The sequence below is a fragment of the Shewanella khirikhana genome, from assembly GCF_003957745.1.
GTDB classification, from domain to species: domain Bacteria; phylum Pseudomonadota; class Gammaproteobacteria; order Enterobacterales; family Shewanellaceae; genus Shewanella; species Shewanella khirikhana.
Window position 1 is genome coordinate 2,706,502 of record NZ_CP020373.1, and the last position, 12,120, is coordinate 2,718,621.

Consider the following 12,120-nt stretch of genomic DNA (forward strand, 5'->3'; position numbering starts at 1 on the left):
TAATATGGTAGCTACGGCGGGACTTGAACCTGCGACCCCAGCATTATGAGTGCTGTGCTCTAACCAACTGAGCTACGTAGCCATGGCTGGGGTGCTAGGATTCGAACCTAGGTATGCCGGGATCAAAACCCGGTGCCTTACCGCTTGGCGACACCCCAATTTTTGAGGGAGGAGATGGCTGGGGTGCTAGGATTCGAACCTAGGTATGCCGGGATCAAAACCCGGTGCCTTACCGCTTGGCGACACCCCAACAGCACTTACTTCTCCAACTAAGCGAAAGCTTAGTTCATGGTACGGGAGGAGAGACTTGAACTCTCACACCTTGCGGCACCAGAACCTAAATCTGGCGTGTCTACCAATTTCACCACTCCCGCTTTGATCTCAATTTTACATCTTGAGAAGATGGTAGCTATGGCGGGACTTGAACCTGCGACCCCAGCATTATGAGTGCTGTGCTCTAACCAGCTGAGCTACATAGCCACTACGTTTCCTCACGTCCCTCTCGGCGAGGAACGGGGCGTATTATGCTGATTCACCGAAGACAGGTCAACAGCTTTTTTAGCACAATTCCGCCCTGCAACACCGTTCGCCTAATCCTTCATCAAAGCGGGCAACAGATAAGCAAAATTTGCCGTTGCCCGCAAGTCCAAAGACTTAGACGTTGAACAGGAAGTGCATCACATCGCCGTCTTTCACGATGTAGGTTTTACCTTCCACACGCATCTTGCCCGCTTCCTTGGCGCCCTGCTCGCCCTTGTAGGCGATAAAGTCGTCGAAGGAAATCACCTGGGCACGGATGAAGCCGCGCTCGAAGTCGGTGTGGATTTTACCGGCCGCCTGAGGTGCAGTCGCTCCCACAGACACGGTCCAGGCACGCACTTCTTTCACACCGGCGGTGAAATAGGTTTGCAGGTTCAAAAGCTCATAACCGGCGCGGATAACGCGATCAAGACCTGGCTCGGTCAGACCGAGATCCGCCATAAACTCGTCGCGCTCTTCTGCATCCATTTCGGCCAGCTCAGATTCAATGGCGGCACACACAGGCACAACCACAGCGTTTTCTTTCGCGGCGATAGCGCGAACTGCATCCAGATGCGGGTTGTTTTCAAAGCCGTCTTCCGCCACGTTGGCGATGTACATAGTCGGCTTCAGGGTCAGCAGGTTGAGGTAAGCCACGGCAGCCAGTTCTTCTTTTGACAGCTCCAGCGAGCGCAGCATTTTGCCTTCATCCAGCGTTGGACGCAGCTTTTCCAGCACTTCCACTTCGAACTTGGCTTCTTTGTCGCCGCCTTTGGCACGCTTTTGCTGACGCACAATGGCGCGCTCAACGCTGTCGAGGTCGGCCAGTGCCAGCTCGGTGTTGATCACTTCGATATCACCGGCAGGATCAACGCGGTTGGCCACGTGCACAATGTTCTCGTTTTCAAAGCAGCGCACCACGTGACCGATAGCTTCGGTTTCACGGATGTTGGCCAGGAACTTGTTGCCAAGGCCTTCGCCCTTGGAGGCACCGGCTACCAGACCGGCGATGTCCACAAACTCCATGGACGTTGGGATAACACGCTCAGGGTTAACGATGGCAGCCAGCTCGTCCAGACGCGGGTCTGGCATAGGCACTACGCCGGTGTTTGGCTCGATGGTACAAAATGGAAAGTTTGCCGCTTCGATACCAGCCTTGGTCAGCGCGTTGAAGAGCGTTGATTTACCGACGTTGGGCAGACCAACGATCCCGCATTTAAAACCCATAAAATTAACCCTTTTCTTAACTGTTGCAGCGTAACTGAATTATTCGGCCTTAAAGCTGTGCAGCCTGTGCATGGCCTTGGTCATATCTTCTTTGAACAGGATTTCAGTGGCACGAACCGCTTCATCGATGGCGGCATTCATCCGCCCCTGTTCGGTTGCCGGCGCCTTGCCGAGCACATAGCCACTGACCTTGTTCTTGTCGCCGGGATGGCCAATACCAATCCGCAAGCGATAGAAATTCTTGTTGTTAGCCATCTTGGCGATGATGTCTTTCAGGCCATTGTGACCGCCATGACCACCTCCGAGCTTAAACTTGGCCACACCGGGCTCCATGTCCAGCTCATCGTGAGCCACCAGAATTTGCTCCGGCTCAATGCGAAAGAAATTGGCCAGCGCCGCCACCGACTTTCCACTCAAATTCATGAAGGTAGACGGAATAAGCAGTCGCACATCCTTGCCACACAAAATCGCCCTTGCCGTTAAACCGAAATACTTGGGGTCCGGCGCCAGACTGACATTGGCGATGCGGGCAAGCTCCTCCACATACCAGGCACCCGCATTATGGCGGGTTTGGGCATATTCAGCCCCAGGATTGGCCAGGCCCACAATCAGTTTAATATCGCACATGGATAACAGAACTCTTGTCCTGCACCCGTTTCAGGCTAGGCCAGAAATCGGGCACTGGTGTTGAAAACGGCGCATTTTAACACCCAATTGCGCGCCCCAACAAATAAAAGGCGCAACAAATAGCGAAGCTGGCGGACAGACAGGCCTTAAAAGCAAAAGGCGCCCGCAGGCGCCAATTCGGAAATCGCCATGGGTTATTTAAGGCCCATGGCGTACTTGAGTACCTCACGCTTAATGGGGCTATTGATATTGGCAAGTTTCAGCGCCGCGTTACGAATAAGCTTCAGCGGCAGCAAATCATTGCTGAACGATGCGTAAAAGGCATCCATGGTGGACATCATCAACTGATTGTCACGCCAGCGCTTTTGCTGGTATCGAGACAGCACGGACTCACCAAACCAGGGCTCGCCCTTCTGCATGGCCGCACGAATTTCCTCAACAAGCACAGCCACATCTTTAAAACCGAGGTTCACCCCCTGCCCTGCCAGCGGATTGATGGTGTGGGCCGCATCACCGAGCAGCACCAGATTAGGGTCAAAATAGCGCTGGGCATGGCGGCGGGTCAGCTTGAAATGCCCTTTATCCAGCACCTCAAACCCAGGGGCGAGCCTAGAGGGGAACTGCTGACGAATTGCCTCGGCGAGCTCTTTATTGGACAGTTTGGCAAGCGCGGCAATCTTTCCGGCATCGTCGTACCACACCAAAGACGCATGTTTACCGGGCAGCGGCAGCAGTGAGCGCGGCCCCTGGGTGGTAAACTGCTGCCAGGTCACATCCTGCTGTTCAGACTCGGTGGCAATGTTAATCAGCATCGCCGACTGGGCATAGTCCCAACCGGTCAGTCCGATATTGGCGAAGCTGCGCACCTGGGAGTTGGCGCCATCTGCGCCCACCAGCAATCGCGCCCGAATACAGTCACCCGAGTCCAGATGCACATCGATGGCACCGCCCACAAGCTCAGCTTCGCTGACTCGCTGGTAGCTCGCGACCCTGGCAGGGGCTTTCACGGTTAAGGTATCCAGCCCTTCGAATACATCCCAGATAGCGAGCTGCACCACCCGGTTTTCAACGATATGACCAAGATGGGAAGCGCCAATCTGGCTGGCATGAAATTGGGTAATAAAACCTTCAAGTTCCCAGGTTTCCAGTCCCAGATAAGGCACGCACCGACGCGCCGGGATCCCCGCCCAGGCACCCAGCTGTTCGAGCAGCTTTTCGCTGGCAACACTGAGCGCCGACACCCGCACATCCAGCGGCTGCGCCGCCTCAAAGGGCTCGGGCAAGCGCGTTTCCACCAGGGTGACAGACAACCCGGCCCCGGCGAGACCTGCAGCCACCGCCGCCCCAACCATGCCACCACCGATGACAACAACATCCTGCTCAATCAAGGCTGTCAAAACCCGCTCCTCTGCGTTATGTAAATTCCTGCTCACAAGCGTATGCAATTGTTTCTGGATCCCGGTTTAGCCACACCTGGTTACAAAGGCAAACAGTGTGACACTCAACCTCTGCATACACTGAGATTGTCTCAGTCAGTAAAGACGCCAACTTTTGGCAGTAACGGAGGTACACCATGAAAGTCTTCGCCCTGACCGCCGCATTAATCGGCTCAGCCATCCTCGCCGCACCTGTGGTCGCCGCGCCAATGGAAACCCTGACTGTAATCTACCGAAGCCCGCTGGATTATGCCTTATATCAACAAAAGGCGGAAATGTTGGGCGTGTTTCATGCCGAACATGGCGAAAGCATCCGCATCGATGCCCACGATCAGCTCAATGAGATGGCCACTGCCTTCAGCACCATGGCACCGCTGACGCGAACCAGCTTCCCGGCAGAAGAATCAAATCTGAGCAGTGCCAGCCGGCTGATGACGGCGCCTCAATAAAGCAGGCTTATTCCAAAAGCTCACCAGCCAACCTGCACCCGCCGCTGCGGCCAGACTCAGCGGCCCGGCGTATCCATCCAGCGCCGCCAGGTTGCCGTCAAAGCCCCAGCAGGGTTAGATATGGACATATTGCCGGCAGACGCTATGTCCTTAATTACCTTGTGGGCTTTGCCCCGCCTGACTTGCCGCGGATAAAAAACACCCGAATAAATGCCCTCACACCCTAGCCACCGGGGGTATCAATGGGTAAAATGTCGCGCTATTTTTTATGTGGTTCCAAGAGCGACGCAAACTGATGAGTAAAAAACTCCATATTAAGACCTGGGGCTGTCAGATGAATGAGTACGACTCATCCAAGATGGCTGACTTGCTGGGCGAATATCAGGGCTACACCTTGACCGAAGAGGCCGAGGAAGCAGACATTCTGCTGCTGAACACCTGCTCAATTCGTGAGAAGGCGCAGGAGAAGGTGTTTCATCAGCTGGGTCGCTGGAAAACCCTGAAAGACAAGAATCCCGATCTGATCATCGGCGTGGGCGGCTGCGTAGCTTCTCAGGAAGGCAAGGCCATCAAAGACCGCGCCCAGTGCGTGGACATCATCTTTGGCCCCCAGACCCTGCACCGTCTGCCGGAAATGATTGACCAGGTTCGCAGCGGCGAAAAAGCCGTGATTGACGTGTCCTTCCCGGAAATCGAGAAGTTTGACCGTCTGCCGGAACCCCGCGCCGAAGGCCCAACCGCCTTTGTGTCCATCATGGAAGGTTGCAGCAAGTACTGCTCTTTCTGCGTGGTGCCTTACACCCGCGGTGAAGAAGTGAGCCGTCCGATGGATGACATCATCCTTGAAATCGCCCAGCTCGCCGAGCAAGGCGTGCGCGAAGTGAACCTGCTGGGTCAGAACGTAAACGCCTACCGCGGCGCCAAGCACGATGGTGAAATCTGTACCTTCGCCGAGCTGCTGCGTTATGTTGCCGCCATCGACGGTATCGACCGCCTGCGCTTTACCACCAGCCACCCAATTGAATTTACTCAGGATATCATCGACGTTTACGAAGATACCCCTGAGCTGGTGAGCTTCCTGCACCTGCCGGTACAGTCGGGTTCTGACCGCATTCTGACCGCCATGAAGCGCGGCCATATGGCGATTGAATACAAGTCGATTATCCGCCGCCTGCGCAAGGCCCGTCCGGACATTCAAATCAGCTCTGACTTTATCGTGGGCTTCCCCGGCGAAACCGCCCAGGACTTCCAGGACACCATGAAGCTGATTGAAGACGTGAACTTCGATATGAGCTTCAGCTTTATCTACAGTGCCCGCCCGGGTACGCCGGCGGCCGATCTGCCGGACGATGTGGATATGGAAGAGAAAAAGCAGCGTCTGGCTGATTTGCAGGAGCTTATCAACCAGCAGGCCATGCGCTACAGCCGTCAGATGATGGGCACAGTGCAGCGCATTCTGGTGGAAGGCCCCTCGGTTAAAAACCCGATGGAGCTGCGCGGCCGCACCGAAACCAACCGGGTGGTGAACTTCGAAGGCCTGCACAAGCACATAGGCACCTTCGTGGATGTGGAGATTGTGGACGTATTCCCCAACTCGCTGCGCGGCAAGTTTATCCGCGGCGAAGACGAAATGGACCTGCGCAAGAGCCTGCGCCCTGAGGACATTCTCGCCAAACACCAGAAAGCCGATGACCTGGGCGTGACCAAGTTCCAGCCTTGATGGCAAAGAATACATAAGGGCGACTCGGGTCGCCCTTATCTTTTTTAGCCCATACCGCTTTGCATCACAGCCGCGAAACGCAGTATATTTCAGCTTATGGCGTTGGGTGTTTGCCCAACTGTATGGATATTTACGCCGGAGTATTGATTGGCCAGTAAACTCACCACCATGAACCTGTATTTGGAGCCGGCAGACAGCCGCCGTCTGGCATCCCTCTGTGGCCCCTTCGATGACAATATCAAGCAGCTGGAGCGCCGCATTGGCGTTGAAATCAGCTATCGCAACAACCATTTCCAGATTGTGGGTCAGCCGCGCAACTGCCTGACCGCCAATAACCTGCTCAAGTCTCTCTATGTGGAAACTGCACCGGTAAAAGGCAGTACGCCGGATTTGGAGCCCGATCAAGTGCATATCGCCATTCAGGAAGCTATCGCCCTTGAAGCCGAAGATGAGCACGAAGATCAGAAAGAGCACTACATCAAGACCCGCCGCGGTGTGATTAAGCCCCGTAACCCCAACCAGAGCCAGTACGTGGTCAACATAGTGCGCCACGACATCACCTTTGGTATTGGTCCGGCCGGTACAGGTAAAACTTACCTTGCAGTTGCCGCCGCCGTGGATGCGCTGGAGCGTCAGGAAATCCGCCGCATTCTGCTGACCCGCCCTGCGGTGGAAGCCGGTGAAAAACTGGGCTTTTTGCCAGGAGATTTGAGCCAGAAGGTCGACCCTTACCTGCGCCCGCTCTACGATGCGCTATTTGAGATGCTCGGCTTTGAGAAGGTAGAGCGCCTGATTGAGCGCAGCGTGATTGAAATTGCGCCGCTGGCCTACATGCGTGGCCGTACCCTCAACGATGCCTTTATTATTCTGGATGAGAGCCAAAACACCACGGTGGAGCAGATGAAGATGTTCCTCACCCGTATCGGCTTTAACTCCAAGGCGGTGATCACAGGGGACATCACCCAGATTGACTTGCCCAAGCATCAAAAGTCCGGGCTGCGTCACGCCATTGAAGTGCTGGGCGATGTGGATGAAATCAGCTTTAACTTCTTCCAGTCCAAAGACGTGGTGCGCCACCCCGTGGTTGCCCGTATCGTTGAGGCCTACGAAGAGTTCGAAGCCAAACAGCAGGCAGGCAAAGGCCGCCACGACAGCCAGTACCGTCTGGGCGATGATGCCGCCCCGGCTGCAGAGGTAAAAGAGGGGCAAGAGCATGGCGCTTGATTTGGCCCTCGACCTGCAATACGCAGTAAAACCAGACAATTTGCCGACCCAGGCTCAGTTTGAAACCTGGGTGCGGGTTGCCCTTGGCAATACTATGGATGAAGCCGAGCTGACCATTCGCATTGTGGATGCCAGTGAAAGCCAGCAGCTGAATCACGATTACCGCGGCAAGGACAAGCCGACCAATGTGCTGTCGTTTCCCTTTGAGGCGCCTCCCGGAATCGAGCTGCCTCTGCTTGGGGATCTTGTCATTTGCGCGTCTGTCGTTGAAAATGAAGCCCTTGAGCAACAAAAGGCCCTGGAGGCCCACTGGGCTCACATGGTTGTACATGGTTGCCTGCATCTGCTAGGTTATGACCATATTGAAGACGCCGAAGCCGAAGAAATGGAGTCGTTGGAAACGACACTCATTACCGGCCTCGGTTTTCCCGATCCCTATAAGGAGCAATAATCGGCTGATTGATAGCCGTGAAATCACTATGAGTGACGACATACCCCCGAGTAGCAACGCCCAAAAGAAAGGCTGGTTTGAACGCGTTAGTCAGTTATTCCAGGGCGAGCCTCAAAATCGTGACGATCTGGTGGAAGTGATCCACGATGCCGAGCAACGCGACCTCATCACCGAAGACACCCGGGAAATGATCCAGGGTGTACTGGAAGTCTCGGACCTGCGGGTACGTGACATCATGATCCCCCGCGCCCAGATTGTGGCCATTAAAATCGACAGCACTGTCGAAGAACTGCTGGCAACCGTTATCAGTTCGGCTCACTCCCGCTTCCCTGTGGTCAACGACGATAAAGACCATATCGAAGGCATTCTGCTGGCCAAGGATCTGCTCCAATACGGCTTTAACAACAGCGACGAGCCCTTCTCTCTGGAAAAGGTTATTCGCCCCGCTGTAGTGGTGCCAGAGAGCAAACGGGTGGATGTACTCCTTAAAGAGTTTCGCTCCCAGCGTTACCACATGGCCATTGTCGTCGATGAGTACGGCGGCGTATCCGGCTTGGTAACCATCGAGGATATTCTCGAAGAAATCGTTGGCGAAATCGAAGATGAATTCGATCACGACAGCGTGGAAGAAACCGAAATCCGTAAGGTTAACAACACTGTATATATGGTGAAGGCGTTAACCCCCATCGAGGATTTCAACGAAGAATTCAACACCAACTTTTCTGATGAAGAGTTTGATACCGTTGGCGGCATGGTCGCTCACGCCTTTGGCCACCTGCCAGAGCGCAACGAGCAGATCAGCATCGACGGCATCGAATTCAAGGTTATCAGCGCCGATACCCGCAGACTTATCCAACTCAGGGTGAAGTTTCCGGATCCCGAGCAGCTCGAAGCCCAGGAAGGCTGATTCTCATCGGGCCATCGGTAAAGCGTTTTTGTCTGATGGCCCCGCTTAGGAAAGATAGCAACAAGTGGATTGGATGACCCGTATTGCCGGCTCACGTCGGCTCAGTGCAGCCCTTGCCTTTTTGGCAGGGGCTTCGACTTCTTTGGCCTTTGCCCCTTACGCTCTGTGGCCGATTTACCCCCTGGCCATCGCCTTTACCTTACTGCTTGGCCGTGAACATGGCCCCAAAGCCGCCTTCTGGCATTGGCTCAGTTTTGGTTTTGGCGCCTTTGTATTTGGGATCAGTTGGGTGCATGTCAGCATCGACCAATTCGGCGGTTTGCCGCTGCCTGTGTCGCTGTCATTGATGGGGCTGCTGGCCCTGTATCTGGCCCTCTATCCCGCCCTCGCCGGCGCCCTCTATGCCAGATTGAAAGGCGCAAGCCCTGTCTTTAACCTGCTCGGCCTGTTTCCGGCGCTGTGGATCTTAACGGAATTTTTGCGCGGCTGGATGCTCACCGGCTTCCCCTGGCTGTGGGCCGGTTACAGCCAAACCGACGGCCCCTTGTTGCCGCTTGCTCAGGTCATTGGCGTGCAGGGGATTGGCTTTGGGGTGCTGATTGTTGCCGGCGCGCTGGTGCTGCTTGCCCAACGTAGAATTGTCCCGCTGCTGGTACTGCTGCCTGTGCTGGCATTGTCTGTATGGGGAGCCATGCTCTCCTCGCCTATCGAGCGCAGCGGCGAGTCGGTTAAGGTTGCATTGGTGCAGGGCAATGTGCCCCAAAGCATGAAGTGGGAGCGAGAGCAGCTGTGGCCCACCATGGTTAAATACCTGGATTTAAGCCGACCACATCTGGATGCCGATATCATTCTGTGGCCAGAGGCGGCCATTCCGGCACCCGAGTATATGGTGCAGGAGTTTCTGGATAACGCCAACCGGGTGGCCAACTTAAACGACAGCGCCATCATCACGGGTATCATCAGCCGTCAAAACGAGCGCTGGTACAACTCGCTGATTGTACTCGGTAATCACAATGCCAAACAGCAGGACAGCCCGGACTACCTCAGTGGCAGTGGCAATGAATTCCGTAAACACCACCTGCTGCCCATCGGTGAATTTGTGCCGCTGGAGTCACTGCTGCGGCCACTGGCGCCCTTCTTTAATCTGCCGATGTCATCCTTTAACCGCGGCGACTACCAGCAGCCCAACCTGAAGGCGGCGGGTTTCTCATTCGCGCCGGCCATCTGCTATGAAATCGCCTTTCCGGAGCAGCTCAGAGCCAACTTCAGCGCAAATACCGACATGCTGCTGACCGTCTCCAACGACGCCTGGTTCGGTGCATCCAACGGCCCCCTGCAGCATATGGAAATCGCCCGTATGCGCTCGGCAGAGCTTGGCAGGCCGCTTATTCGCGCTACCAACAATGGCGTCACGGCGGTGGTGGATGAAAAGGGTCAAGTAACCCATCAGCTGCCCCAGTTTGAAACTGCTGTGCTGAGCGCCGAAGTGCCATTGGTAAAAGGGATCACCCTGTTTGCCAAATTCGGCCACCTGCCACTGCAACTGCTTTGTGGGTTGCTGCTGTTGCTTGCGCTGATACCCGCGCTGCTGCGCCGCCGCTCAGGCGCCTCCCCCGAGTAACATCCTGGCAAGAATGAATATAGAAGCGGCCCCCGAGGCCGCTTTTTCTTTACCGTCTTCTATCTGGTTTATTTTGCGTTTTAGGCATCCTTTTCTAGTCTTAAAAGAGGTGTGCCCGCAGCCGGAGAAACACGGACATGTTTGCCGATAAACACATCGTCGTAATCGATGATTCTGAAGCCATCCTGATGGTCATGAAAACTATGCTGAGCCGCTTGGGGTTTGAGCATATCACCGCCATGACCTCGGCCTATAAAGCGCTGGACCTCATTGCCCGCGGCCCGGACGACATCTACATGGTGCTGACTGACCTGCGAATGCCCAATATCGATGGTCTTGGGGTACTGCGCCGCCTGGGCGAACTGGGGTACACAGGTGCAGTGGCCATTATCTCAGAAATGGATAAACGCATTATCAGTCTCGCCGCCGACATCGCCCGCAACCATCGCCTGCGCCTGATTGGCTGTATCAGTAAACCCATTCAACTGGACGACATTACCGCACTGGTGCAAAAGGCCGACGAACTGCTTGCAGGCAACCTGCCGGATCACAGTGCCTTAAGCCTTGAGCAAGTTCATGAGGCCTTTGAGCATGGCTGGATAGTGCCTTACTACCAACCCAAGGTGAACTTCGCCAACATGGAAGTGGAAAGCGTTGAAGCACTGGTCAGGCTTAAGCTGCCGGGAGAAATCAATGCAATGCGCCCGTTCCGCTTTTTGCCCACGGTCAGCGCCGCAGGCTTAATGCCGGAACTCTCGGCGCGCATGCTCACCCTGGCCGCCGAAGACTTTGACCACATCCAGGGATTACTCGGCAAACAGGTAAAACTTGGGCTGAATTTAAGCCCGGAAGAGCTTAAAAACACCCAACTTGCCGACACCATCGAAGCCATCTGGCAGCAAACGGGACATGACAACAGCGAACTTATTCTGGAGCTTACAGAAGAGGAAACCATTCAAAACAACGAACAGCTGGAGTGTTTGAACCGCCTGCGTCTACGGGGCTTTGGGCTGTCGCTGGATGACTTTGGTACCGGCTTTACCAATATTAATCAGCTGAGAAACCTGCCCTACACCGAAGTAAAAATCGACCGTTCACTCATCATCAACATCCACCGCGACAGCTTTTGCCAAGCGATCGTAACCGGCCTTGCAGACATCGCCGAGCAGCTCAACATCACCCTGATAGCCGAAGGCATTGAGCAGATAAGTGAGCTTAAATTCTTGATGGAAACCTACCCGCGGCTGGTGCTGCAGGGGTATCTTATCAGTATGCCAAGGCCGCTTGAGACCCTGGGCGCCTGGTACAAGAGCTGGCAACGTCAGTTTGGCGGCAATAAAGTTGTGCCCATCCGCCACTTCAAAGGCTGATGGGCAAGGCAGATGTGAAAAACGGTATGTAGGGCCTGCAAGCAAGGCAGGCTAACGCCGTGACTCAGGGGGTCAGCGCCTCGCGAATAAACTCTTCGTTGTCGCACTCGGGGCAGTCGGGCACAACCGATGGGAACTCGATATCCATACCATGACCGCAGCTGGTGCACACCATCCGTCCCTGACTGACAATCTCACCGCTCTGGTAATACCCATGGTGCTTAAAGTCCTGCGCCAGCTCATGCCATTCCACCTGGCTGCGATCAGTAATTTCCGCCAGCCAATGCCAAAGGGTATTTTCCATGGCGATAAACGATGGACTGTGGGACAGGGCGTCCTGATTCTTTTCCTGCAAAAAAGTGGCGATATCCCGCTTTAAAAACTCCAGCGCCAAGGCCAGCTCTTCCTCATCGGCCTGAGCCTTGAGCCTGCCAAAGGCTTCCCCTGTGGTCATCAACCGATAGAGGTTTTTGGCATTAAGGTCGGGGTTTGCCTCAAAGTGAGTGGCCAAATCCTTTGTAAGATCCTGATACAGGGCCAATAGAACCGTGCTTCTGCTCGTCATCGTC

General features: G+C 55.0%; 11 protein-coding genes and 5 tRNA genes. 7 read left to right on the forward strand and 9 right to left on the reverse strand.

The window, feature by feature from the left end:
* Positions 1 to 5 precede the first annotated feature (5 nt).
* From STH12_RS11785 to STH12_RS11820, 8 genes are all read right to left on the reverse strand, one after another.
* Positions 6 to 82: transfer RNA gene (locus STH12_RS11785), tRNA-Met, on the reverse strand.
* Position 83: 1 nt separating this feature from the next.
* Positions 84 to 158, reverse strand: a tRNA-Gln gene (locus STH12_RS11790).
* 17 nt (positions 159 to 175) lie between these two features.
* Positions 176 to 250, reverse strand: a tRNA-Gln gene (locus STH12_RS11795).
* A gap of 39 nt (positions 251 to 289) precedes the next feature.
* Positions 290 to 374: transfer RNA gene (locus tag STH12_RS11800), tRNA-Leu, on the reverse strand.
* A gap of 29 nt (positions 375 to 403) precedes the next feature.
* Positions 404 to 480, reverse strand: a tRNA-Met gene (locus tag STH12_RS11805).
* Between the two features lie 174 nt (positions 481 to 654).
* On the reverse strand, positions 655 to 1,746 hold the full coding sequence (gene ychF / locus STH12_RS11810; RefSeq protein WP_126167737.1) for a redox-regulated ATPase YchF: 1,092 nt from the start codon (positions 1,744 to 1,746) through the stop codon (positions 655 to 657).
* Positions 1,747 to 1,785: 39 nt separating this feature from the next.
* On the reverse strand, positions 1,786 to 2,373 hold the full coding sequence (pth, locus tag STH12_RS11815; protein WP_126167738.1) for an aminoacyl-tRNA hydrolase: 588 nt from the start codon (positions 2,371 to 2,373) through the stop codon (positions 1,786 to 1,788).
* 194 nt (positions 2,374 to 2,567) lie between these two features.
* Positions 2,568 to 3,725 carry an FAD-dependent monooxygenase gene (locus STH12_RS11820; RefSeq protein WP_126169503.1) on the reverse strand — a complete coding sequence of 386 codons (1,158 nt, stop codon included), beginning with the start codon at positions 3,723 to 3,725 and terminating at the stop codon, positions 2,568 to 2,570.
* Between the two features lie 221 nt (positions 3,726 to 3,946).
* Between STH12_RS11820 and STH12_RS11825 the strand changes: the two genes are divergently transcribed.
* From STH12_RS11825 to STH12_RS11855, 7 genes are all read left to right on the forward strand, one after another.
* Complete coding sequence (locus tag STH12_RS11825) at positions 3,947 to 4,258, forward strand: hypothetical protein (RefSeq protein ID WP_126167739.1); 312 nt, start codon at positions 3,947 to 3,949, stop codon at positions 4,256 to 4,258.
* A 295-nt stretch (positions 4,259 to 4,553) separates the two neighbouring features.
* Entirely contained in the window at positions 4,554 to 5,978 is a 1,425-nt protein-coding gene (gene miaB, locus STH12_RS11830) for a tRNA (N6-isopentenyl adenosine(37)-C2)-methylthiotransferase MiaB (protein WP_126167740.1), read from the forward strand.
* A 147-nt stretch (positions 5,979 to 6,125) separates the two neighbouring features.
* Positions 6,126 to 7,202, forward strand: a complete 1,077-nt coding sequence (locus STH12_RS11835; protein ID WP_126167741.1) for a PhoH family protein — start codon at positions 6,126 to 6,128, stop codon at positions 7,200 to 7,202.
* Entirely contained in the window at positions 7,192 to 7,653 is a 462-nt protein-coding gene (gene ybeY / locus STH12_RS11840) for an rRNA maturation RNase YbeY (RefSeq protein WP_126167742.1), read from the forward strand. Before STH12_RS11835 ends, ybeY begins: the two co-directional genes overlap by 11 nt.
* Before the next feature lie 28 nt (positions 7,654 to 7,681).
* Positions 7,682 to 8,560 carry a CNNM family magnesium/cobalt transport protein CorC gene (gene corC, locus STH12_RS11845; RefSeq protein ID WP_126167743.1) on the forward strand — a complete coding sequence of 293 codons (879 nt, stop codon included), beginning with the start codon at positions 7,682 to 7,684 and terminating at the stop codon, positions 8,558 to 8,560.
* 73 nt (positions 8,561 to 8,633) lie between these two features.
* A complete protein-coding gene (gene lnt, locus STH12_RS11850) occupies positions 8,634 to 10,181 on the forward strand; it encodes an apolipoprotein N-acyltransferase (RefSeq protein ID WP_126167744.1) in 1,548 nt (515 codons plus the stop codon).
* A gap of 137 nt (positions 10,182 to 10,318) precedes the next feature.
* Positions 10,319 to 11,551: an EAL domain-containing response regulator gene (locus tag STH12_RS11855; RefSeq protein WP_126167745.1), complete on the forward strand. Its 1,233-nt coding sequence runs from the start codon at positions 10,319 to 10,321 to the stop codon at positions 11,549 to 11,551.
* 64 nt (positions 11,552 to 11,615) lie between these two features.
* Here STH12_RS11855 and STH12_RS11860 read toward each other — a convergent pair whose 3' ends face one another.
* A complete protein-coding gene (locus tag STH12_RS11860; protein ID WP_126167746.1) occupies positions 11,616 to 12,116 on the reverse strand; it encodes a zinc ribbon-containing protein in 501 nt (166 codons plus the stop codon).
* Positions 12,117 to 12,120 lie beyond the last annotated feature (4 nt).